The organism is Stappia sp. ABD4_338 (assembly GCF_056312175.1).
Genome location: NZ_CM149982.1, coordinates 4006477 through 4029062, shown reverse-complemented (window position 1 = coordinate 4029062; position 22586 = coordinate 4006477). Strand labels below are relative to the sequence as shown.

Below are 22586 nucleotides of genomic sequence, written 5' to 3'. Positions count from 1 at the left end.
GTGACAAACCTGTCAGACGCGGCAATCCCCGTGATCCCGTGTCCGCGCACGCAGGGCCTTCACAGTCGCCCGACCCCGAGCACCCGGCCCGGCCGGCCGCCGCGTTCCTCCTGCACGATTGCCGCACAGCCGGTGGCCCCGGTTCTTCGCATCTCGCGCAAGGGAAGACGGAACGTGGCGGACCCGCCCTCCCACATGCCCACGGCGTGCAGTTCGCGCACCACGTTCACGTAAGTAATGCTTCGGCCCCGGTTCTCACCCCGTCCGATCGCCACTTCGACGGGCGGCGCGACGGCGACGAGCGAAACGGAGGCCATGCGCGTCCCTTCGGGAAGCCGGCCCTCGACATGGATCTCGACCAGATCCCCGACCCGCTTCAGCCTGACTGCGGCTGGAAGCGGCGCGGCCCTTTCCAGCGCCGCGCGAAGGGCGGCGCGGTCGCTCCCCACCACATGGTCCTGCCCGTTGACGACGATCTGGGGCGTGTAGACCGCCCGGTCGCCACGGCTTTCCGCGTAGTCGCGCTGACGCTGGCTGTTGGCGCCGCTGGCCAGCGTGTCGCGCCAGCCGAGATAGTCCCAATAGTCGACCGGATAGGTGAGCGCGACGAGGTCCTCGCGCCGGGAGAGTTCCGCCATGAGCCGGTCGGCGGGCGGACACGACGAGCAGCCCTGGCTGGTGAAAAGCTCGACCACGGCACGCGGCGCGTCGCCGGCCACCGCGAGGGACGGTGCAAGCGCCAGGAAAAACACGACGGCGGTACGGGAAACGAAGCGCATTCGGACAGGACCCGGGCAAGGCATCAGGAGGTGCTCGACGGCCACCCGACCGCTTGCCGGACGACCCTGAGCGTCAGACGATAGGCCCGCCCGCGATCAATGGCCATTCACGAGCCCTTGAGACGCCGCCCGGAATACGGCCGGTCAGCCATTCGGCGCGTCGAGAACCTTCTGGAGCTGGGGAAGAAACACGTCCTGGTAGCTCTCGGGCGACAAAGGTCCGATGAACTTGTAACGGATCGTGCCGGCCGCATCGACGATGAAGGTTTCCGGCACGCCATAGACACCCCAGTCGATCGCGGCCCGTCCCTTGTCGTCGGCGCCGACCAGATCGTAGGGGTTACCGAGGGATCCCAGAAAGCGGCGGGCGTTTTCCGGCTTGTCCTTGTAGTTGATCCCGATCATCTGCGCCTTGCCGGAGAGTGCCAGTTCCTCCAGCAGGGGATGTTCCTGCCGGCAGGGGGCGCACCAGGATGCGAAAACGTTGACCACGCTCACCTTGCCCAGGAGGTCGGCCCGAGACACGCCGGGAACGGCCGCGCCATCGCGTGTCAGCTCGGGAACCGGGGGCAGGGTGAACTCCGGCGCGGGCTTGCCGATCAGCGCGGAGGGAACCTCCGAGGTGTCCTTGCCGCTGACAAGCTGGAACAGGAAAAGCACCGCCAGAAGCGAGAACACCACCAGCGGCAGCAGGGCCATGACAGGCAGCCGGCGCGCCGTCGTCTCTTCAACGCTCACGTCCTCGCCCGTATCGCCGCTCATCGCCGTGCCTCGCTGTTTCCGGCCGAGGATGACCGACGCGTGATGCCCTTCGCCTCCAGGGCCGCAATCTCGCGCGTCAGCCGAGCGCGGTCCGCGAACAACCAGACGAAGAGGGCGGCCACCACCAGGGCGGTCACGACATAACAGGCGAGAATGAAGCCCGCATGGGGGCCAAGCGTGTCGAGGAAAGCAGTCATTCGCCGGCCTCCGGTGCCGGATCCGTGGCAGGCTTGTCGCTTGCGCGCGCAACGGCGACTGGACGGCTCGCCGCGCGAAGCTGCATGGTGCGCAACCGCCTGGCCAGGATCCCGTTGCGGATTGCCATCAGGTGCATGACGAGAAACAGCAGCGTGAAGGCGACCGCCATGACGACGAGCGGCCAGAAGATCGACGGATGGATCGCCGGCCCGCCCATGCGCACCACGCTCGCCGGCTGGTGAAGCGTGTTCCACCAGTCGACCGAGAACTTGATCACCGGCAGGTTGATGGCACCCACGAGCGTCAGGACCGCCGCCGCCTTGCCGGCGCGGATCGGATCCTCGATCGTGCGCCACAGCGCGATGAGCCCGAGATACATGATGAAGAGCACCAGGAACGACGTCAGACGTGCGTCCCAGACCCAGTAGGTGCCCCACATCGGCTTTCCCCACAACGCTCCGGTGACCAGGGCGACGAAGGTGAAGGCGGCCCCGATCGGCGCCGCCGCACGCGCCGAGACGTCGGCAAGCGGGTGCTTCCAGATCAGCGTTCCGAGCGACGCCATGGCCATGACGGCATAGCACATCATCGCGAGCCAGGCGGCCGGCACATGCAGGAACATGATCTTGACCGTCGCGCCCTGCTGGTAGTCGTCGGGAGCGACGAAGAAGGTCAGATACAGACCCGCGACGAAGGCGATCGCGGCCAGGCCGGACAGCCAAGGCAGGACACGCCCGGCAAGGGCGAGGAAACGGGTCGGATTGGCGAGGTCGGTGAGGGCCATTGAACGGTTCTAATGTGGGTTGGGCACAGGATCAATCCGGGACGATACGGGCCGGGCGCGACACGGGGTCCCGCAACATGCGCCGCCGCGCCCCACGGCTCAGTCGCTCGAAAAGCGCAGGGCGGCGGCGGCGGCCACCGGTCCCACCACGGCCGAGACGAGGGTGAGGGCGCACAGGAGCAGGAACGGCGTGTGGAACGGGGTGAACCCGTCGGCCACCGCACCGGCCGCGCCCACGCCGAAGATCAGAACCGGCACGCTGAAGGGCACCACCAGAACCGCCAGCAACAGTCCGCCCCGGCGCAGGCTGACAGTCAGCGCGGCCCCCACGGCACCGATCAGGGTCAGGGCCGGCGTTCCCACCAGAAGCGTCAGTGTCGCGGCTCCCACGACGATCGGTTCCAGGTTGAGGAAGATAGACAGCACCGGCGTCGCCACCACCAGCGGCAGCCCGGTTCCCAGCCAATGGGCGAGACACTTGACCAGGACAAGCAGCTCCAGCGGCCTTCCCGACATCAGGAAGAGATCGAGCGAACCGTCCTCCCGGTCCGCCTGGAACAGCCGGTCGAGCCCCAGCAGCGTGGCAAGCAGCGCGCCGATCCACAGCATCGCCGGACCGACAAGGGCCAGAAGCTTGAGATCGGGACCGATACCGAAGGGCACGACCGTCAGCACGGCAAGAAAGAAAAGCACGCCGATGAGCGCCCCGCCGCCGACGCGCACCGACAGGCGCAATTCGCGCGCGAAAAGCGCACCGATCCAGTTGCCCGCGGAGGCGGATCCCTTGCAGGCGCTCATTCGGCGGCCTCCAGGGCAAGATGGCGAAGCGGCGCGAGCGCCAGCGGCTGGTGGGTGGCGGCCACGATCAGGCCGCCCGCCTCCAGGTGGGAGGCCATGATCGCGAGCAGGCCCGCCTCGGAGGCCGCATCGAGCGCGGAGGTCGGCTCGTCCAGCAACCACACGGGCCGCGACACGACCAGAAGCCTGGCCACCGAGAGACGCCGTTTCTGTCCGGCGGAGAGATAGGCCGCCGGAAGGTCCGCCGTATGGACGATCCCCAGCCGGTCGAGCGCCTCGTCGAGGTCCGAAAGCGGCGCGAGCCCGCCGGCGACCGGGGCCATGAAGGCACGCCAGAACGCAAGGTTCTCACGCACGCTCAACGCCGGTTTGAGCGCGTCCAGATGGCCGAAATAGTGGCAATGCTCGCAGACGGAAAGATCATCCTCTCCCCCCTCCAGCGACACCCGTCCCTCGCTGGAGGCGACAAGGCCGGCGATCACGCGAATGAGGGTGGACTTGCCCACGCCGTTCGGACCGGTCACGGCAAGCGCCTCGCCCGCCGCAACCTCAAGGCTCACGTCGCCCAGCACGCGGCGTCCGCCGCGTTCGCAGGCAAGGTTTTCGGCAATGAGACGCACGCGTATCCTCGAACGGGCGTGAGCGGGACTTCGACACCGGCGCCCGGCCGGATCGTCCGTCGAGGGATGGCACGGGCGGGCCTCGCCGATCAAGCCGCAATCGCCCGGATGCGGCGGATCCGCGCGCCCGTCGCCGGCACGGTCCGCGCAAGGCCCCCGGCTCGCCGATAGGATGAGACGGATGGGCCGCTATACGCTGGCCCCACGCGATGAAATTCGCTATACGGGCGCCAAACCGCACTGCGGAACCGCTTTGGTCCGCGCGCGGACGATGCGATGCCGCACCGGACGCCCTTCCCGCGTCCGCCCCGCGGCGGATGCGAAGGGGGCGCCAGGAGGCCAGATCGCCGACCGCGCCCGTCAGGCAGAAGGGACCGCCAGCCGTGACCAAATCACTCGACAGTTTCAAGGCAAGGAAGACCCTCAAGGTCGGCGACAAGACCTATACCTACTTCTCCATCCCCGAGGCGGAGAAGAACGGCCTCGAGGGCGTTTCCAAGCTGCCCTATTCGCTGAAGGTCGTCCTTGAGAACCTCCTGCGCTTCGAGGACGGTCGCACCGTCACCAAGGAAGACATCCTTGCCTGCGCCACCTGGCTGAAGGAGCGCAAGTCCACCCACGAGATCTCCTACCGTCCGGCCCGCGTCCTCATGCAGGACTTCACCGGCGTTCCGGCGGTGGTCGACCTGGCCGCCATGCGCGACGCGGCCGTGAAGCTCGGCGGCGATCCGAAGAAGGTGAACCCGCAGGTTCCCGTCGACCTCGTGATCGATCACTCCGTCATGATCGACTATTTCGGCACCAAGGACGCCTTCCGCCGCAACGTCGAGCTCGAGTATGAGCGCAACGGCGAGCGTTACGAGTTCCTGCGCTGGGGCCAGTCGGCCTTCGACAACTTCCGCGCCGTTCCCCCCGGCACCGGCATCTGTCACCAGGTCAACCTCGAGTATCTCGCCCAGACCGTCTGGACGAAGGACGAGGACGGCGAGACCGTCGCCTATCCGGACACGCTGGTGGGCACCGACAGCCACACGACCATGGTCAACGGCCTGGCCGTTCTCGGCTGGGGCGTGGGCGGCATCGAGGCCGAGGCGGCCATGCTCGGCCAGCCGATCTCCATGCTCATTCCCGAGGTCATCGGCTTCAAGCTGACGGGCAAGCTGAACGACGGCATCACCGCCACCGACCTCGTGCTGCGCGTCGTCGAGATGCTTCGCCAGAAGGGCGTCGTCGGCAAGTTCGTCGAGTTCTACGGCCCGGGTCTCGACAACCTGTCGCTCGAGGACGCGGCGACCATCGCCAACATGGCCCCGGAATACGGCGCGACCTGCGGCTTCTTCCCCGTCGACACGGATACGCTCAAGTATCTGGAGTCCACCGGCCGCGACAAGGATCGCGTCGCGCTCGTCGAGGAATACGCCAAGGCCCAGGGCATGTTCCGCACCGGCGCCGAAGAGCCGGTCTTCACCGACACGCTCGAGCTCGACATTTCGACCGTCGTTCCCTCGCTCGCCGGTCCGAAGCGTCCGCAGGACCGTGTCGCGCTCGACGAAGCCGCCGAGAAGTTCGCCGAGGCCCTGACCGAGATCAAGGGCGGCTCCAAGAACCAGGACGCCATTCCCGCCACCAACGGCGAGTCGCGTTTCGTCGACGAAGGCGCGACGGGCAACCAGGGCACGACCCGGCGCTACACCGTCGAGGGCAAGGACCATGGCCTGGCCGACGGTGACGTGGTCATCGCCGCCATCACCTCCTGCACCAACACCTCGAACCCGTCGGTTCTGATCGGTGCCGGTCTCGTCGCCCGCAAGGCGCTTGAGAAGGGCCTGAAGGTGAAGCCGTGGGTGAAGACCTCGCTGGCTCCGGGCTCCCAGGTCGTGACCGACTACCTCGAGAAGGCCGGTGTCCAGGCCGACCTCGACGCGCTCGGCTTCAACCTGACCGGCTACGGCTGTACCACCTGTATCGGCAACTCCGGCCCGCTGGCCGAGGAGATCTCGAAGACCATCAACGACAACGATCTCGTTGCCTGTTCGGTGCTCTCGGGCAACCGCAACTTCGAGGGCCGCGTCAATCCGGACGTGCGCGCCAACTATCTGGCGTCGCCCCCGCTGGTCGTCGCCTATGCGATCGCCGGCAGCATGAACGTCAATGTCGCCACCGACCCGCTCGGCGAGGACAAGGACGGCAACCCGGTCTACCTCAAGGACATCTGGCCGACCACGCAGGAGATCACCGATCTCATCCGCGCGTCGATCAACGAGGACATGTTCCGCACCCGCTACTCCGACGTCTTCAAGGGCGACGAGCACTGGCAGGCGATCAAGGTCGAGGGCGGCATGACCTACCAGTGGCCGGCCGGTTCGACCTACGTGCAGAACCCGCCCTACTTCGAGGGCATGACCATGGAGCCGAAGCCGCTCGAGGACATCGAGGGCGCGGCGGTGCTCGGCCTGTTCCTGGACAGCATCACGACCGACCACATTTCCCCGGCCGGTTCGATCAAGGCGGAGTCCCCGGCGGGCACCTACCTGCAGGAGCACCAGGTCGCGAAGAAGGACTTCAACTCCTACGGCTCGCGCCGCGGCAACCACGAGGTCATGATGCGTGGCACCTTCGCCAACATCCGCATCAAGAACCAGATGGTCCCGGGCGTCGAGGGCGGCGTCACCATGAAGGACGGGCAGGAGAAGTGGATCTACGACGCGGCGATGGAATACAAGGATGCCGGCTCTCCGCTGGTCATCTTCGCCGGCAAGGAGTACGGCACGGGCTCGTCGCGTGACTGGGCCGCCAAGGGCACCCGTCTTCTCGGCGTGCGCGCGGTCATCGCCCAGTCGTTCGAGCGCATTCACCGCTCCAACCTGGTCGGCATGGGCGTGCTGCCCTTCACCTTCAAGGACGGCGAGAGCTGGCAGTCGCACGGCATCACCGGCACCGAGAAGGTGACGATCAAGGGCGTCACCGACCTGAAGCCGCGCCAGATGGTCGACATCGAGGTCGAGTTCGCCGACGGCGCGAAGAAGACCATCGAGGTCCTGTGCCGCATCGACACCGAGGACGAGCTCGAATACGTCCGCGCCGGCGGCATCCTGCACTACGTGCTGCGCAACCTCGTCACCAACTGAGCGACGACTTGCGCGGCCTGAAACACGGTTGAAACAGGAAAGGGCCGGCGAAATCGCCGGCCCTTTTTTGTGTTGTGCCTGTTTCCGGGCGGGTCGTTCGCCCGTCCCGGTTCCATCAGCGCGTCTTCAGGAAAGAAGCGTGTCCACGAGCCCTTCGTAGATCCGCTCCACGGTCTCTGCCTCGCGCGCGCCAAGGCGGTGGAAGTAGGACAGCCCCGGACCCGCATTTACCTCAAGGACCACCGGCGCGGGATCGTCCGGGCCGGTCGCGATCAGGTCGACACCGGCAAACCGCAGGCCGAGCGAGCGCGCGGCCTGGGACGCCGCGCCGGCGAAGGCCGGGGCAACCGAGGTGGTGACATCGAAGGCCCGCCCGCCGGTCGAAAGGTTCGCGTTCGGGAGCAGCTCCACCTCCTCGCCATCGGCCGGAACGCTTTCCGGCGCCCGTCCGGAGGCGGCCAGATGGCCGAGGATCCGCGGGTCGTCCGCATTGATCCGCGTGCCCTTGCCACCGCCGCCAAGGCCGGCAACGGCGGACGCCACGAGCACCGAAAGCGGACTCTTTCCATCACCGGTCACGCGAAAGGGCTGGCGCCTGAAAACGGCAAGGACACGTCCGTCTAGAACGATGGCACGGAAATCCTCGCCCGCCTCCGCGCGCTGCACCAGAACCCGGTCATGCAACGTGAAGAGCTGGTCCAGCGCGGCATCGAGCGCGGCCGGATCGCCGGCGCGGCTCACGCCCTCTCCCTCGGACCCTTCGTTCGGCTTGACGAAGACCGGATAGCCGACCGCCCGTGCGAAGGTTTCGGCCGCACGGGTGTCGGCAAGGCGCGCGGCAACGCCCGGATTCTTGAGATGAAGCGCGGCACGGCGGCGCGGCGCATGGACCAGAAGGCCGTGCGGGACCCTCAGGCCCGCCGCCGCGAGAAAGCGCGCCGCATAGTCCTTGTCGCGCGCAAGGGCGGCCGCTCCCGCGCCGTTGATGTCGAAGACGGTGCCCTTGAAGAAATGACTGCGCCCGTCGGCCGCCACCAGCCGGCCGGCGTAGCCGTGTTCCGCCTCCACCTCCACGTGACCGCCGTGCGCGTGGGCGAGGCGGACCATGAGCCGCAGCCAGACCGGGAGATGCTCATCCTCCGCGTCATGAGCGACGCGCCGGAGCCCCTGGTCGGGGAAGGGGGGCAAGGGTGTCGCCATGGCCCGCCCCGTCGCCTCAGTTGCCGCGACGCTGCATCATGTTGGCATTGTAGTCGATGGTGAAGAGCTTCGGGTTGGTCGGCCCGTTGACCGTCGTGTTGTAGATCGCCACCGACGTGTCGTACCCCTGCGCGTCGGTCACCGTCCACTGCTTGAGCTCGGTCGACTTGGCATCGAAGATCAGCGTGAGCCGGCCGGACCCGAAGGTTGACGTGTCGGACAGGACCACGGTCACCAGATCGGGTTCGACGGAGACGGAGGCAACGTCGGCGTCCTTCTCCAGATTGATCTTCTCGGCCAGCAGGAACCTCAGCGGCGTTTCACTGAGCGGCCAGATGTCCTGCGTGGCGAGCTTGCGGTCCTTGACCGAGACCGACTTGCCGTCGGCGACGATGTCCACCTTGGACGGCGGATTGTAATAGAAGCGGATCCGCCCGGGCCGGGCGAGATAGAACTTGCCCTCGGCACGTTCCCCGTTCGGCCCGAACTGGATGAAGTCGCCGTGCATCGTCTTGACGCTGTTGAAATAGGCGTTGACCTCCGAAAGCGTCTGCTGCTGCTCGGAAGACAGCGCGGCAGCCTCGGCACGGGTCACGCCCGGGCCGGCAAGCGGCAGGGCCGTGGCGGCGGCGAGGAGCGCGAGCTTCAGGAAAGCGCGGCGGGCGATGGTCATTCGGTCGGGCTCCATCGGTCTTGTGGCACAGGTCCGGCGCCGGACCTCCTGTCCGGACGTTTCGGCCATGCGCGAAATAGCATCGGGCTGTGGCAAAGTTGCGACCTCGATCGCCGTCGCGCAAGTCCGGCCTTGCCTCAGAAATTGTCCTCGACGCCGTTGTCGACAAGGATCTCGCGCTTTCCGGCGTGATTTGCCGGCCCGACGAGCCCTTCGTTCTCCATCCGCTCGATGAGCGTCGCGGCACGGTTGTAGCCGATCGAAAGCCGCCGCTGGATATAGGACGTGGAGGCCTTCTTGTCGCGCAGCACGATCGCGACGGCCTTGTCGTAAAGGTCGTTGCTCTCGCTGTCGCCACCGCCGCCCCCGGAGCCGTCGTAGGGGCTGCCGCCGGCCTCGTCCTCTTCCGTGACCGCCTCGAGGTACTGCGGCGTGCCCTGGCGCTTCAGGTGGCTCACCACGTCCTCCACCTCCTCGTCGGCGACGAAGGGGCCGTGAACGCGCTGGATGCGCCCGCCACCGGCCATGTAGAGCATGTCGCCCTGGCCGAGAAGCTGCTCCGCGCCCTGCTCGCCAAGGATCGTCCGGCTGTCGATCTTGGACGTCACCTGGAACGAGATCCGGGTGGGGAAGTTTGCCTTGATCGTGCCGGTGATGACGTCGACCGACGGCCGCTGGGTGGCCATGATGAGGTGTATGCCGGCGGCACGCGCCATCTGCGCCAGGCGCTGGATGGCCCCTTCGATGTCCTTGCCCGCGACCATCATCAGGTCGGCCATCTCGTCGACGATGACGACGATATAGGGCATCGGCTCGAGGCTCAGTTCCTCTTCCTCGAAGATCGGCTCACCGGTATTGCGATCGAAGCCCGTCTGCACCGTCCGGGTGAAGCTCTCGCCCTTTTCCAGGGCCTGCGAGACGCGGGTGTTGAAGCCGTCGATGTTGCGAACGCCCATCTTCGACATCTTCTTGTAGCGCTCCTCCATCTCGCGGACGGTCCACTTGAGCGCGACGACGGCCTTCTTCGGGTCGGTGACCACGGGCGTCAGAAGATGCGGAATGCCGTCGTAGATCGACAGTTCGAGCATCTTGGGATCGATCATGATGAGCTTGCACTGTTCCGGCGACAGCCGGTACAGCAGCGACAGGATCATCGTGTTGATGGCGACGGACTTGCCCGACCCCGTGGTGCCGGCCACCAGAAGGTGAGGCATGCGGGCAAGATCGGCGATCACCGGCTCGCCGCCGATGGTCTTGCCGAGCGTGAGCGACAGTTTCGCCTTGCTTTTCTCGTAGTCGGACGAGGCCAGAAGCTCCCGCAGGAACACCATCTCGCGACGCTGGTTCGGCAGTTCGATACCGATGGCGTTCTTGCCGGGAATGACCGCCACGCGGGCCGAGATCGCGCTCATGGAGCGGGCGATATCGTCGGCGAGGCCGATCACGCGGCTCGACTTGATGCCCGGCGCGGGCTCCAGTTCGTAGAGCGTGACCACCGGGCCGGGACGCACCTCGATGATTTCGCCGCGCACGCCGAAATCTTCCAGAACGCCTTCCAGAATGCGGGCATTCTGTTCCAGCGCATCGGCGTTCACCGCCTGGCGCGCACCAGCCTTGGCCTCGGCCAGAAGATGAAGCGGCGGCAGCTCGAACGTCTCGGGATTGCGCAGGAAGGAAGGCTGCGCCTCCTCGCTGACGCGGCGGCCCGGCTTGGGACGCCCCGCCGGCGCCACGACACGCCCCGTCGCCTGGGGCTGCGCATCGGGCTGACCCGCGCCGCGCCGCGCCGGCCCCGCGATCGCGCGCGGCAACGGCGTCGAGAACTCGTCCAGCGGGCCGTCCTCGTCGAGATCGGGAAGGTCGTCGATCGTGCCGGTCCGGCTGTCCTCGACGGCCGGCTCGCGGTCGTCGTCAACCTCGCCGCCATCGGGATAGAACGCGTCGAGACCGTCGTCCTCGTCGGGCAGGAGGCGACGGGCGAGACGATTGCGCAGGAGCGAGAAGCCGCCACGCCGGCTCACCGGATCGTCGTCCTCGGACGCCAGATCCGCCTCGTGGGCCGCAAGATCGTCGTCCTCGTCATACTCCGCGTCGGCGTCGAAATAGTCGTCGTCATGAGCACGCCGCCCACGGCTCTTGCCACGCCCGGCGAGACGGCGGGCGGTGGCGCCCGCCAGCAGCGCGAAATGCGTCGCCGCCCCCATGACGGCCGCCATGCGGCCACCGCGCTCGTCCTCGTCGTCCTCGTCCTCCTCCTCGTCGTAGTCCGGCACCGCGCCGACGGAGCGGGCATGGCGCGAGGGATCGGGAAGGGGTTCGAGGAAGGGCTCCGGATCGCGCCCGAGCCAGCCGGCCGCATGGAGCATCAGGAAAACCGCCGGCACGCCGAGACCGAACATCCCGACGATGGTCGCAAGCCCCGTTCCAAGGTCCGCGGTCAGGGCGCCGGGCAGCATGTGAACGAAATCGCCGAGGAAACCGCCGAGCCCGGTGGGCAGCGGCCAGCTCGCCGGAACGGGCAGGGCAGCGAGAGCGCCGGCGGCCAGAAGCGTTCCCGCGCCCCAGAAACCGATACGCCGGGCGGCGATACGCGTCTGACGGGCGGCCAGGAGCCGCCAGCCCCACAGCACCACGGGCACCAGGAACACGGCCGAGGCGAGACCGATCGACTGGATGAAGAGATCCGCGATCACCGCGCCGGGCGTGCCCAGCGCATTGCGCACCGGGGCCGAGGTGGCATGGCTGAAGCTTGGATCGGCGGTGGACCAGGTCGCGAGCGCGGCCGCGAGCGCGGCACACAGCGCGATCAGCGACAGGCCGGCGGCGCCGATCATGTTGCGCTTCAGGAAGCGCTTGAGCGGTCCCTGCGTATCCTCGAGGCCAAGGGCGGCGGCCCGGCCGCTGCGAACGGTTGCGCGTCGCATGGCTTACCCTCCGAGCACGGCGACGACGCGGGCAAGCGCCGTCTCGATGGTGGTCACGTCGTCGACGAGCGCCAGGCGGATATAGGCGTCGCCCGGATTGCCGGTGGGCCCGTCAAGCGCAAGGTAGCTGCCCGGCAGCACCTTCACGCCGGCTTCCGCCCAAAGCCTTCGCGCGACCTCGATGCCGCCGCCGAAGCGTGACACGTCCAGCCACAGGAAGAACCCCGCATCCGGCACCACATCGGAAAACAGCGGCGCCAGAACGCGCTCGGCGGCGGCGAATTTTGCATTGTAGAGCCGCCGGTTGTCCTCCACGTGCCGTTCGTCGTCGAAGGCGGCAACGGCCACCGCCTGAAGCGGCATGGCCACCTGCGGCGCGGCAAGTCCCCGGAATTTCGCCCAGCGCACCATGAATTCCGGGTCGCCGGCGGCAAAGCCGCAGCGCAGGCCGGCGAGGTTCGAGCGCTTCGAAAGCGAATTGATCGAGATGATGTTGGCATAGCCTTCGCCCATCTCGCGGGCGGCCTCCAGAACACCCGGCGGCGGTGTGTCGCGGTAGATCTCCGAGTAACACTCGTCGGCGACGACGAAAAAGTCGTGCCTGCGCGCCAGTCCGATCAGCTTCCGCCACGTCGCCATGTCGGCGACCGCGCCTTCCGGATTGGAGGGAGAGGCATAGTAGATGGCAACCATGCGCTCGAGCACTTCCGGCGACAGGGCATCCAGATCGGGCAGAAAGCCGGTCTCGCGCGTCGCGTCGAGCGGCACGAAGTCGGCACCCGCGACATGGGCCGCCGCCGCATAGCTCTGATAGAACGGATTGGGGATCAGCACGGCGGGTCGCCCGGGACCGAAACGGCGGCCGGCCGCTTCCAGATGGTCGCGCACACCCAGCGCGGCGAAGGTCAGCCCCTCGCGCGAGCCGTTGAGCGGCAACACGCCGCGCGTCGCGTCAAGGGTGCCGCCCAGATTGTACCGCCGGTCGAGCCAGGCTCCGACCGAGGCGCGGAAGGCATCCGTCCCGCGAATATTGGGGTAACGCGAAAAGCCCGCGAGATTGTCCGCGAGCACGTCCCCGACAAAATCCGGGAACGGGTGACGCGGTTCGCCGATCGTCATGATGAGCGGATCGCGACCCGGCTCGATGCCCTCGATCAGCGCGGCAAGGCGCTCGAACGGGTTCGCCGAGGGCAGGGCGGCAGCGGCGGGCGGGGTCTGTTCGGCGAGGGCGGACATGCGCTTCGATGATCTCCAGCAGGCTTTCGAAAGGGGACGCGCCCATCTCCCGCTCGCCCAGGCGCAAACCCTTGCGCGGGCGACCGCTGGAGTCCGGCATGTGTTCCCGTTCCGGTCCGAAGCCTAGCCGCTGCTGGTAAATCGCTCATTAACCAAGCCGGCATGAGCGCATTCCGGCGAGACACGTGTTCAGAAGTCGGAGGTGATGCCCTTGACCTCCCAGTCCTCGTAGCGGGTCGGTTCCAGTCCGCCGCGACCGTCGATCTCCTTCTGGAGCTTCTCCGCCTTCGCATCGATTTCCCGGCGCCGGGTCTCCGCCTCGCGAAGCGCCCGCTGGGCAGCCGGCGGCAGGTCCTCGAACCGCCGGCGGACGGGCTCGTCCGGCGTTTCGATCACGGTTTCGGTGTAGAGCGCGGCCGGCGCCTGATTCGCCTCCTTGCCGGTCTTGCGATCCGGGTCCGTCATGGATACTGCCCCTGTTGCCTCGATGCGTGGTGGTCTTCGCTGGCCGCGTGCTTGCGCGCGTCCGCAAGCGCCGGCTCTTGCAAGCCGGCGGGATGCCCCAACATATAGGTCTGCCCGGGCGCGAGGAAACGGCAAAGTGCCTCATGCCTCGCCCGCGTTTCAACCGCGTCGAGACGGATCACGATGAACTACTTCCGCACTGCTCTTCTCCTGGCCGCGATGACGGCGCTCTTCATGGGGCTCGGCTTCATGATCGGCGGTCAGAGCGGCATGGTGATCGCGCTGGTGATCGCAGGCGCGATGAACGTCTTCAGCTACTGGAACTCGGACAAGATGGTGCTCAGGATGCACCATGCCGTCGAAGCCGACGAGCGCCAGGCGCCCGAGCTCTTCCACATCGTGCGCCAGCTTGCGGCAAACGCCGACCTGCCGATGCCGAAGGTCTACCTGATCGACAATCCCCAGCCCAATGCCTTCGCCACCGGACGCAATCCGCAGAACGCCGCCGTTGCCGCCACCACGGGCCTCTTGAACACGCTGACGCGCGAGGAAGTCGCGGCGGTCATGGCGCATGAGCTCGCCCACGTGAAGCATCACGACACGCTCATCATGACCATCACGGCAACCATCGCCGGTGCGATCTCCATGCTGGCGAATTTCGCCTTCTTCTTCGGCGGCAACCGCGACAACAACAATCCGCTCGGTTTCGTCGGCGTGCTGCTCGCCATGATCGTCGCCCCGCTGGCCGCCATGCTGGTGCAGATGGCGATCAGCCGCACGCGCGAATACGCCGCCGACCGGGAAGGCGCCGCGATCTGCGGAAATCCCGTGTGGCTTGCCTCCGCACTGCAGAAGATCGCCGGCGGCGCGGCGCGGATCCACAACCCGGATGCCGAGCGCAATCCGGCCACCGCGCACATGTTCATCATCAATCCGCTGTCGGGCGAGAAGATGGACAATCTCTTCTCCACCCACCCGAACACGGACAACCGCATCCGCGCGCTCATGGAGCTTGCCGGCCCCGGCGCGAACATGCACGGCACCTCGGGTGGCGGACGGTTCGACGACCGGACGGACAAACCGGCCCGGCGGCCGCGCACCGACCCTCCCGGTCCCTGGGGTCGCCGCACCTCCTCTCCGCAAAGGCCGCGCGGCCCCTGGGGATAAGGCGGCGGGGTCGGTGGTTCGCTGCCCCCAAACCGCGACCGGCGAGGCGATCGGGCGATTTTTCTTGTGAAAGACATGCGGCTGCGTGCATAAGCCGGGGTTCGTCGCACTGAACGCGCTGGATGACGCATCCGGCGGACCGCTGCGCCGGTCACGGCCTTCGACGCTCCGGGCGTTCGCCCCGCGGGCCTGAGCGATCAGGGCAGACATCCCGACATTTTCCCAGACGCCGAGTGAGCCAGACGTTGAGTCCGAACAAGGATCGCCCCACCGACACCCGCAAGTCCGCAAGGCCACACGGGAACCGCCGGCCCACGGCACGCCCGGATGGACGGAAAACGGACCATGGCGACGATGCGCGCGGCGAGGGACGGCGCGAACGCCCCCGCGCCGAGGGTATCGCCGGGCTGGAGGTCCGCCGTCTGGCGGTGGAAATCCTCGGCCGCGTCCTGTCGGGACGGCGGACCCTCGACGAGGAACTGGACGAGACCACGGGCAGCGACGACCTTCGTGCGCTCGATGCCCGCGACCGTGGCCTGCTGCGCGCCATCCTGGCCAGCGCCTTTCGCCATCGCGGACGCATCGAGGCCTGTCTGAAACGGCTGCTCGACAAACCCGTCCCGGAAAAATCCGGCCTTGTCAGCGCCATCCTGCACGTAGGCGCCACTCAGATCCTGCATCTCGAAGTTCCCGACCGGGCCGCCGTGTCACTGGCCGTGACGCTTGCGGAGGCGGACCAGCGTTCCTACCGCTACAAGGGCATGGTCAACGCGGTCCTGCGCCGCATGTCGAAGGAACGCGAGGAACTGCTTGCCGGCACGGCCGAGCCCTGGCGCGACGCGCCCGTGTGGCTTTTCGCCAACTGGCAGCGAGCCTTCGGCGAGGAAGCGGCCAACGCGATCGCCGCGATGCATCGCTTCGAGCCCAACCTGGACATCACCGTCAAGGCGGATGCGGATGGCTGGGCCGAACGCCTCGGCGCACGCCGGCTGGGCCCCTCCACCCTGCGCCTGCCCCATGGCGCGGGACGGGTCGACCAGCTTGCCGGCTATGACGAAGGCGCCTGGTGGATCCAGGACGCCGCCGCCTCCATCCCCGCGCGCCTGCTCGGCGACGTCTGCGGACTGACGGTGGCGGACCTTTGCGCGGCCCCCGGCGGCAAGACCGCCCAGCTCGCCGCCGCCAGCGCGAAGGTAACGGCGATGGACATCTCCGAACGCCGGCTGCGCCGCCTGTCGGAAAATCTCGCCCGCCTCGGCCTCGAAGCAGAGATCGTCACCGGCAACCTGCTGACCTCGTCGCCGGGCAAGCGCTTCGATGCGATCCTTCTCGACGCACCGTGTTCGGCGACCGGCACGATCCGCCGCCACCCGGAGGTCGCCTGGACCCGGACACAGGCGGATGTGGCCGACCTTGCCGCACGGCAAGGCGAACTCCTTGCCCGCGCGGCCGGATGGCTGAAGCCCGGCGGCACCGTCGTCTATTGCACCTGTTCGCTGGAGCCGCAGGAGGGCGAGGCCGTCGTTGCCGCCTTCCTGGCCGAAAACAGCGGTTTCACGCGCCAGCCCATCGAGGCGGGCGAGACGGGGCTCGACGGTCTGGAGGGCGCCATCACGCCGGACGGCGACCTGCGCACGCTTCCCTCGCTGCTTGGCCACGATCCGGCGGAGCAGGGCGGTCTCGACGGTTTCTTCGCCGCGCGCCTGCGCCGCGTCGCAGCCGAGCCCGTCGCATCCTGAACAGACACGCGACCTCATGACTCCACTGGCAGGCAGGAGACCGCTGCGTCGCGGGAGCGAAGCCGTTGAAAGATCGAATTTCGTCATTTTGCGTAACGGATCGCTAACCCTGATGACGGAAACTCTGCGGGCAGTGCTGGTACTGTCCACAACCACTCGGGAGGGGCCTTGACGCAGATGACGCTTTCGTCCTTCGCCGAGCGGGCACGGGTCTGGCGTCTTCTAACGCAAGTGACCTGGCAGTCCTTCCTCAAGTGGTTGCATGGCGGACCGCTGTTTCGCTGGCGTCCGTTCTCCGGTTCTCCGCAACGCCTGCTTATCGCGCCGCAGGATCTTCGCACCTCCGACGGTACGAATGCTGCCGACATCTATTCAGGACGGTTCCTGTTCGCCGGGCAACTCGCGGAAGCGCGCGGCCGCTCGCCGTTCGAGATCGACCCGCCCTCCGCCGACTGGGCGCGGGCACTGCACGGCTTCGGCTGGCTGCGCCATCTCAAGGCGGCCGAGACGGTGGTCGCCCGCCAGAACGCGCGCGCGCTCGTCGATGACTGGATCCGCCATTGCGGATACTGGCACGAGATCGGCTGGGACCAGACCGTGGTCACCCGGCGCGTGCTGGCCTGGCTGTCCCAGTCACCGCTGATCCTCGACGGATGCGACCGCGAGTTCTATCGCCGGTTCCTGCGCTCGCTTGCCCGCCAGGTCCGGTATCTGCGTCGCACCATCAACGAGACCCCGGACGGGGTGCCGCGCCTTGGCGCGGCCATCGCCGTTGCCGCCGCCACCGTGTCCATGTCCGGGCAGGGGCGCTACGTCCGACAGAGCCTGCGCCGTCTCGACCAGGAGCTCGCGCGCCAGATCCTGCCCGATGGAGGCCACGTCTCGCGCAATCCGGGCGCGCTTCTCGACATCCTCGTCGACCTGCTTCCGGTGCGCCAGGCCCTCACCGTACAGGGCCTTCCCTCGTCGCAGACGGTCATGCAGGCCATCGACCGGATGATGCCGATGGTGCGCTTCTTCCGGCACACGGACGGCGCCTTCGCCCATTTCAACGGCATGGGATCGACGCCGGCGGACCTGGTGGCGACCATTCTCGCCTATGACGACGCACGCGGCAGTCCTCCCGGCAACGCGCCCCATTCGGGCTATCAGCGCATTTCCGCCGGCGACAGCGTGGTTCTGTTCGAGACCGGGCGTCCGCCTCCCGTCGATCTCAGCCAGTCCGCCCATGCGGGCTGCCTGTCGTTCGAACTCTCGTCGCGACGCTCGCGCATCATCGTCAACTGCGGCGTGTCCAACACCGAACGCGGTGCATGGCGCACCGTTGCGCGCTCGACCCCGGCCCATTCGACGGCGACCCTCAACGACACGTCCTCGGCACGGTTCCTGGCCGCCACCAGCTACGGCGGCTGGCTGGGTTCGCCGATCCTGGCCGGTCCGACGCATGTGCCCGTCGAGCGCGAGGAAGGCGAGGGGGGACTGCGCGTCGTCGCCAGCCACAACGGCTACCAGGACACGCATCACGTGGTGCACCAGCGCGACCTGACGCTCTCCAGGGACGGGTCCGTGCTCGATGGCATCGACCGTTTCATGCCGACGGGCAAGACACCGCGCAAGGACGCCTTCGCCATTCGCTTTCACCTGCATCCGGCGATCAAGGCCAGCCCCGTGCGCTCCGGGACCGCCATCCTGCTCATGGCGCCCGACGGCGAGGCCTGGGAGTTCGTCGCGCCGGGCTGCGAGACGACCATCGAGGAATCCATCTACCTCTCCGACACTTACGGCCACCGGCGCACGGAGCAGATCGTCATTCACGGCCGCCTTGCGCACCGCCGCGAGGCCGCCTGGCAGCTTCGCCGCACCGCCACCGGAAAGACTGCCCGCCGCCGGGTGAGCGACGGGCCGGCAAGCGAGGATCTGGACCTTTAGCGGAAAGCTGATTGTCCGGCTTCCGGTTCGGCGCGCTTCGTGCTAGGGCGTGGCTCCAACTCCCCGCCGAAAGCCGAAGGATCCGACCCATGGCCGTCGCGTCAAAGCGCATTCCCGTTCCCGATCTCGTTCCCGTCAGGCGCGCTCTCCTGTCCGTATCGGACAAGACCGGCCTGGTCGACTTCGCCAAGGCGCTCGCGGCGCGTGGCGTGACACTCGTCTCCACGGGCGGCACGCGCAAGGCGCTCGCCGATGCGGGCCTTCAGGTCATGGACATCTCCGAGGTCACGGAGTTTCCCGAGATCATGGACGGACGCGTGAAGACGCTGCACCCGGCGGTCCATGGCGGGCTTCTGGCGATCCGTGACGACGAGGAACACCGCGCCGCCATGAGCGAGCACGGCATCGAAGGCATCGATCTCGTCTGCGTCAATCTCTACCCCTTCGAGGAAACCGTGGCCTCCGGCGCCGACTTCGCGCTCGCCATCGAGAATGTCGACATCGGCGGGCCGGCAATGACCCGTGCGGCGGCCAAGAACCACGCCTATGTCACCATGGTCAGCGATCCGGCCGACTACGCGTCCGTTCTCAAGGCTCTGGAAGCCAACGACGGCCAGGTGCCGCTGGAGCTGCGCAAGCGGCTTGCCCAGAAGGCCTTCGCCCGCACGGCCGCCTATGACGCGGCGGTGTCCAACTGGTTCGCCGGTGAGATCGGCGAGACCGCGCCCGCCCATGTCGCTTTCGGCGGCACCCTGGAAAGCGTCATGCGCTACGGCGAGAATCCGCACCAGCAGGCCGCCTTCTACACCACGCCGGAGAAGCGGTTCGGCGTCGCCACGGCCCGCCAGATCCAGGGCAAGGCGCTGTCCTACAACAACATCAACGACACCGACGCCGCCTTCGAGCTGGTCAGCGAGTTCGATCCCGCGACGACCTCCGCCGTGGCGATCATCAAGCACGCCAATCCCTGTGGCGTCGCGACGGGCACGAGCCTCAAGGACGCCTACGAGAAGGCCCTTGCCTGCGATCCCGTCTCCGCCTTCGGCGGCATCGTCGCCCTCAACAAGCCGCTCGACGCCGAAGCCGCGACGGAGATCGTCAAGATCTTCACCGAGGTGATCATCGCGCCGGATGCCAGCGACGAGGCCATCGCCATCGTCGCGGCCAAGAAGAACCTGCGCCTTCTGGTGACCGGCGGACTTGCCGACAGCCGGGCGCCGGGACGCATCGTGAAGTCGGTCGCCGGCGGCCTGCTCGTTCAGGACCGCGACACGGGCAACGTCGACGACCTCGATCTCAAGGTGGTGACGAAGCGCCAGCCGAGCGACCGGGAACTGGCGGACCTCAAGTTCGCCTTCCGCGTCGCCAAGCACGTGAAGTCCAACGCCATCGTCTATGTGAAGGACGGCGCCACCGTGGGCGTCGGCGCCGGACAGATGAGCCGTGTCGACAGCTCGCGCATCGCGGCCCGCAAGGCGCAGGACGCCGCCGAGACGGCAGGTGAGGCCGAGGCGAAGATCATCGGGTCCGTGGTCGCATCCGATGCCTTCTTCCCCTTCGCGGACGGTCTTCTCGCCGCGGCCGAGGCCGGTGCCACGGCCGTGATCCAGCCGGGAGGATCCATGCGCGACCAGGAAGTGATCGACGCCGCCGACGAGGCCGGCCTTGCCATGGTCTTCACCGGAATGCGCCACTTCAGGCACTGACGGGTCGCGGCGGCTTTCCGGTCGCCTGCCCCTTCAGGAAATGACCATATGCGACCGAGCGCCGCGGCCTGTCCGCGGCGTTCTGTCGTTCCGGCTTTGCAATTCCATGCCACACTTCCCACATTATGACGCTGGGGCAGGAGGGCCATCCGCGTCGTGGCGAGACGGCCGGCAACTTCGGTTGACCGGTTGCGCGAAGGGAGGACAGGACATGCAAACCGGTTTCGGCAAGAATTTCGACACCGATTTCCTCGGTCCCGAGGAGGAGCGCGAGGCGAAAGTCAGCGCGCGCATCTTCGACGCCGCACGCCGTGCCGCCGGCCAGATTCCCTTCATGGAAGACGTTATCGCCGGCTATTATTGCGCGCTCGATCCTGCCACCCCGCGCCGGGTTCGCGGGGGCATCCTGGCCGCACTTGCCTATTTCGTCATGCCCATGGACATGATCCCGGACATGCTGGTCGGCATCGGCTTCACCGATGACGCCACGGTGCTCATGGGCGTCATGACGCTCATCCGCACCCATGTGCGCGACGAGCATCTGGACGCGGCACGCCAGGCGCTCCGGGGGCGTTCGGCAAAGGCAGCCTGACACGGGTCAGGCAGGGCCTGTGACCTTCATGCTATTGATATGAAAATGAAATTTGCCGGTTAATGACCCGCGCTGGCATCGCGATCGGTCGCGTCCGATTGCCGCCCGACACGCCAGCATCCCGCCTGACGGCCCGCGAACAGCCAATACATGAACCCGGCGACGAAACCGGCGGCGGCGGCAACACTGGTGCCCGGCGTGAGTGCCGCAGCGCCGGTCTGCGTGGAACCGCCGTCACCGCCGGCGATCCAGACGGCCGCGCCGATCGCTCCGCCCACGGCCAGATGAAACACGATGCCGCGCAACGCGAAGAGCTCCGAAATCGCGACTCCCACCAGCGCCGGCACGAAAGCGATGCCGCCAATCACGCTAGAACTGACGAGCGCGAACCCGGCCGTCGCGCCAACACCCACCGGATCGTTTGCCGGATCGAGTGCCCGGAACAGACCGAACGCGAGAAACAGCCCCGCCGCCACGAAGGCGAACACAAGCGCGAAGACGATCCGTATCGCCTGGCCCAGAAGCCGCCCGCCGTCCACCATCGCGCGCCGGTCTCCTGCTCAGGCCCGGCCGGCGGCCGATGCCTCGAGCGCGGCGCGCTCGCGGGCGCGGAGGCGCTCGGTTTCGGACTTGAGCTGGCCGCAGGCGGCGAAGATATCACGGCCACGCGGCGTACGGATCGGCGATGCATAGCCGGCCCGGTTCACCACCTCGGCGAATGCCTCGATCTGCTCCCAGTCCGAGCACTCGTAAGGCGATCCGGGCCAGGGATTGAACGGGATCAGGTTGATCTTCGCCGGAATGCCCTTGAGCAGGCGCACCAGTTCACGCGCATCCGCAAGGCTGTCGTTCACGTCCTTCAGCATCACGTATTCGAAGGTGATGCGCCGTGCATTGTTGAGGCCCGGATAGTTGCGACAGGCCTCGAGAAGCTCGGCGAGGTTCCACTTCTTGTTGATCGGCACCAGCTCGTCGCGCAGTTCGTCACGCACCGCGTGAAGCGAGATGGCAAGCATGCAGCCGATCTCGGATCCGGTGCGCTCGATCATCGGCACGACGCCGGAGGTCGACAGCGTGATCCGGCGCTTGGACAGCGACAGGCCGTCGCCGTCGGAAGCGATGAGCAGCGCCGTCTTCACGGCGTCGAAATTGTAGAGCGGCTCGCCCATGCCCATCATGACGATGTTGGTGACGAGACGCCCCTCGCTGGGAACAGCCGCGCCGGCGGGTGTCTCGCCCTTGGGGAAGTCGCCCAGGCGATCGCGCGCCACAAGGATCTGCGACAGGATCTCTTCCGCCGTCAGGTTGCGCACAAGGCGCTGCGTGCCCGTGTGACAGAAGGAGCAGGTCAGCGTGCAGCCGACCTGGGAGGAGACGCAGAGCGTCCCGCGCCCTTCCTCGGGAATATAGACGGTTTCGATCTCCACCGGACGTCCGGCGCCACGCGGAGGGAACCGGAAGAGCCACTTGCGGGTCCCGTCCGTCGAGATCATCTCCGAGACCATCTCGGGCCGTGCGATGGTGAAGACCGCGTCGAGCTGGGCGCGCAGGTCCTTGGACACATTGGTCATCTCGGAGAAATCCGAGGCGCCGCGCACATAGAGCCAATGCCAGAGCTGGCCGACCCGCATCCGGATCTGGCGCTCGGGCACGCCGATGCCCGCCAGGGCCTCGCCAAGGGCCTGGCGGTCGAGCCCGATCAGGCTGGGCTTGTCGGGAACCGGAGTGGTCGCCGGCGCGGCGGCGGACGCAGGCGTTGCGTCGAGCAAGGTCACAGTCATGTCGCGATCCAGAAAGCTGCGGTCCCGGGCCCTCTGGCCCGGCCGGGCGTCGCTGATGCCCCGCGCCGTCACCGGCTGGAGACCGGAAACCCGGTCCCGGGTAAA

At 67.5% G+C, this 22586-nt stretch carries 19 protein-coding genes; 6 read left to right on the top strand and 13 right to left on the bottom strand.

What is annotated here, in order from left to right; translation table 11 throughout:
• Positions 1-59: 59 nt before the first annotated feature.
• The 6 genes from ACYX4S_RS18005 to ccmA form a co-directional block, all read right to left on the bottom strand.
• Entirely contained in the window at positions 60-779 is a 720-nt protein-coding gene (locus ACYX4S_RS18005) for a DUF1223 domain-containing protein (RefSeq protein ID WP_476361192.1), read from the bottom strand.
• A 144-nt stretch (positions 780-923) separates the two neighbouring features.
• Positions 924-1541: a DsbE family thiol:disulfide interchange protein gene (locus tag ACYX4S_RS18000; protein ID WP_476361191.1), complete on the bottom strand. Its 618-nt coding sequence runs from the start codon at positions 1539-1541 to the stop codon at positions 924-926.
• A complete protein-coding gene (gene ccmD, locus ACYX4S_RS17995; protein WP_476361190.1) occupies positions 1538-1738 on the bottom strand; it encodes a heme exporter protein CcmD in 201 nt (66 codons plus the stop codon). The genes ACYX4S_RS18000 and ccmD overlap by 4 nt, the downstream gene beginning before the upstream one ends.
• The gene (locus ACYX4S_RS17990; RefSeq protein ID WP_293717385.1) at positions 1735-2523 is read right to left on the bottom strand and encodes a heme ABC transporter permease; all 789 of its coding nucleotides are present in this window, start codon (positions 2521-2523) and stop codon (positions 1735-1737) included. Before ACYX4S_RS17990 ends, ccmD begins: the two co-directional genes overlap by 4 nt.
• Before the next feature lie 99 nt (positions 2524-2622).
• On the bottom strand, positions 2623-3282 hold the full coding sequence (gene ccmB / locus ACYX4S_RS17985) for a heme exporter protein CcmB (protein ID WP_293717671.1): 660 nt from the start codon (positions 3280-3282) through the stop codon (positions 2623-2625).
• Positions 3283-3317: 35 nt separating this feature from the next.
• The gene (ccmA, locus tag ACYX4S_RS17980) at positions 3318-3941 is read right to left on the bottom strand and encodes a heme ABC exporter ATP-binding protein CcmA (RefSeq protein ID WP_293717386.1); all 624 of its coding nucleotides are present in this window, start codon (positions 3939-3941) and stop codon (positions 3318-3320) included.
• A gap of 383 nt (positions 3942-4324) precedes the next feature.
• Here ccmA and acnA point away from each other — a divergent pair, with 383 nt between their 5' ends.
• Positions 4325-7069, top strand: coding sequence for an aconitate hydratase AcnA (gene acnA, locus ACYX4S_RS17975; RefSeq protein ID WP_476361189.1), 2745 nt, complete (start codon positions 4325-4327; stop codon positions 7067-7069).
• 126 nt (positions 7070-7195) lie between these two features.
• On the opposite strand, the gene ACYX4S_RS17970 is transcribed toward acnA, so the two are convergent.
• The 5 genes from ACYX4S_RS17970 to ACYX4S_RS17950 form a co-directional block, all read right to left on the bottom strand.
• A complete protein-coding gene (locus ACYX4S_RS17970; RefSeq protein ID WP_476361188.1) occupies positions 7196-8269 on the bottom strand; it encodes an ATP-dependent carboxylate-amine ligase in 1074 nt (357 codons plus the stop codon).
• Between the two features lie 16 nt (positions 8270-8285).
• The gene (locus ACYX4S_RS17965; RefSeq protein WP_293717389.1) at positions 8286-8942 is read right to left on the bottom strand and encodes an outer membrane lipoprotein carrier protein LolA; all 657 of its coding nucleotides are present in this window, start codon (positions 8940-8942) and stop codon (positions 8286-8288) included.
• 137 nt (positions 8943-9079) lie between these two features.
• Positions 9080-11866, bottom strand: a complete 2787-nt coding sequence (locus tag ACYX4S_RS17960; protein WP_476361187.1) for an FtsK/SpoIIIE family DNA translocase — start codon at positions 11864-11866, stop codon at positions 9080-9082.
• A 3-nt stretch (positions 11867-11869) separates the two neighbouring features.
• The gene (locus tag ACYX4S_RS17955; protein WP_476361186.1) at positions 11870-13102 is read right to left on the bottom strand and encodes an aminotransferase class I/II-fold pyridoxal phosphate-dependent enzyme; all 1233 of its coding nucleotides are present in this window, start codon (positions 13100-13102) and stop codon (positions 11870-11872) included.
• A 189-nt stretch (positions 13103-13291) separates the two neighbouring features.
• A complete protein-coding gene (locus ACYX4S_RS17950) occupies positions 13292-13567 on the bottom strand; it encodes a DUF1674 domain-containing protein (protein WP_476361185.1) in 276 nt (91 codons plus the stop codon).
• A 183-nt stretch (positions 13568-13750) separates the two neighbouring features.
• Here ACYX4S_RS17950 and htpX point away from each other — a divergent pair, with 183 nt between their 5' ends.
• The 5 genes from htpX (at position 13751) to ACYX4S_RS17925 (ending at position 20700) form a co-directional block, all read left to right on the top strand.
• Positions 13751-14734 carry a zinc metalloprotease HtpX gene (gene htpX / locus ACYX4S_RS17945; protein WP_476361184.1) on the top strand — a complete coding sequence of 328 codons (984 nt, stop codon included), beginning with the start codon at positions 13751-13753 and terminating at the stop codon, positions 14732-14734.
• Between the two features lie 233 nt (positions 14735-14967).
• Positions 14968-16473: an RsmB/NOP family class I SAM-dependent RNA methyltransferase gene (locus ACYX4S_RS17940; RefSeq protein ID WP_476361183.1), complete on the top strand. Its 1506-nt coding sequence runs from the start codon at positions 14968-14970 to the stop codon at positions 16471-16473.
• A 177-nt stretch (positions 16474-16650) separates the two neighbouring features.
• The gene (locus ACYX4S_RS17935; protein WP_293717675.1) at positions 16651-18402 is read left to right on the top strand and encodes a heparinase II/III family protein; all 1752 of its coding nucleotides are present in this window, start codon (positions 16651-16653) and stop codon (positions 18400-18402) included.
• Positions 18403-18491: 89 nt separating this feature from the next.
• Positions 18492-20108: a bifunctional phosphoribosylaminoimidazolecarboxamide formyltransferase/IMP cyclohydrolase gene (gene purH, locus ACYX4S_RS17930; protein WP_476361182.1), complete on the top strand. Its 1617-nt coding sequence runs from the start codon at positions 18492-18494 to the stop codon at positions 20106-20108.
• 211 nt (positions 20109-20319) lie between these two features.
• A complete protein-coding gene (locus ACYX4S_RS17925; protein WP_293717395.1) occupies positions 20320-20700 on the top strand; it encodes a YkvA family protein in 381 nt (126 codons plus the stop codon).
• Between the two features lie 59 nt (positions 20701-20759).
• Here the strand turns inward: ACYX4S_RS17925 and ACYX4S_RS17920 are convergent, their stop codons facing one another.
• Both ACYX4S_RS17920 and rlmN read right to left on the bottom strand, forming a co-directional pair.
• On the bottom strand, positions 20760-21242 hold the full coding sequence (locus ACYX4S_RS17920; protein WP_476361181.1) for a translation initiation factor IF-3: 483 nt from the start codon (positions 21240-21242) through the stop codon (positions 20760-20762).
• Positions 21243-21260: 18 nt separating this feature from the next.
• Positions 21261-22481: a dual-specificity RNA methyltransferase RlmN gene (gene rlmN / locus ACYX4S_RS17915; protein ID WP_476361180.1), complete on the bottom strand. Its 1221-nt coding sequence runs from the start codon at positions 22479-22481 to the stop codon at positions 21261-21263.
• Between the last annotated feature and the right edge of the window lie 105 nt (positions 22482-22586).

Bases quoted from the DNA above. Each gene is read 5' to 3' on its own strand.
- ACYX4S_RS18005 (WP_476361192.1), bottom strand. From the start codon at position 779: ATGCGCTTCGTTTCCCGTACCGCCGTCGTGTTTTTCCTGGCGCTTGCA.
- ACYX4S_RS18000 (WP_476361191.1), bottom strand. From the start codon at position 1,541: ATGAGCGGCGATACGGGCGAGGACGTGAGCGTTGAAGAGACGACGGCG.
- ccmD (WP_476361190.1), bottom strand. From the start codon at position 1,738: ATGACTGCTTTCCTCGACACGCTTGGCCCCCATGCGGGCTTCATTCTC.
- ACYX4S_RS17990 (WP_293717385.1), bottom strand. From the start codon at position 2,523: ATGGCCCTCACCGACCTCGCCAATCCGACCCGTTTCCTCGCCCTTGCC.
- ACYX4S_RS17970 (WP_476361188.1), bottom strand. From the start codon at position 8,269: ATGGCGACACCCTTGCCCCCCTTCCCCGACCAGGGGCTCCGGCGCGTC.
- ACYX4S_RS17965 (WP_293717389.1), bottom strand. From the start codon at position 8,942: ATGACCATCGCCCGCCGCGCTTTCCTGAAGCTCGCGCTCCTCGCCGCC.
- ACYX4S_RS17960 (WP_476361187.1), bottom strand. From the start codon at position 11,866: ATGCGACGCGCAACCGTTCGCAGCGGCCGGGCCGCCGCCCTTGGCCTC.
- ACYX4S_RS17955 (WP_476361186.1), bottom strand. From the start codon at position 13,102: ATGTCCGCCCTCGCCGAACAGACCCCGCCCGCCGCTGCCGCCCTGCCC.
- ACYX4S_RS17950 (WP_476361185.1), bottom strand. From the start codon at position 13,567: ATGACGGACCCGGATCGCAAGACCGGCAAGGAGGCGAATCAGGCGCCG.
- htpX (WP_476361184.1), top strand. From the start codon at position 13,751: ATGAACTACTTCCGCACTGCTCTTCTCCTGGCCGCGATGACGGCGCTC.
- ACYX4S_RS17935 (WP_293717675.1), top strand. From the start codon at position 16,651: ATGACGCTTTCGTCCTTCGCCGAGCGGGCACGGGTCTGGCGTCTTCTA.
- purH (WP_476361182.1), top strand. From the start codon at position 18,492: ATGGCCGTCGCGTCAAAGCGCATTCCCGTTCCCGATCTCGTTCCCGTC.
- ACYX4S_RS17925 (WP_293717395.1), top strand. From the start codon at position 20,320: ATGCAAACCGGTTTCGGCAAGAATTTCGACACCGATTTCCTCGGTCCC.
- ACYX4S_RS17920 (WP_476361181.1), bottom strand. From the start codon at position 21,242: ATGGTGGACGGCGGGCGGCTTCTGGGCCAGGCGATACGGATCGTCTTC.
- rlmN (WP_476361180.1), bottom strand. From the start codon at position 22,481: ATGACTGTGACCTTGCTCGACGCAACGCCTGCGTCCGCCGCCGCGCCG.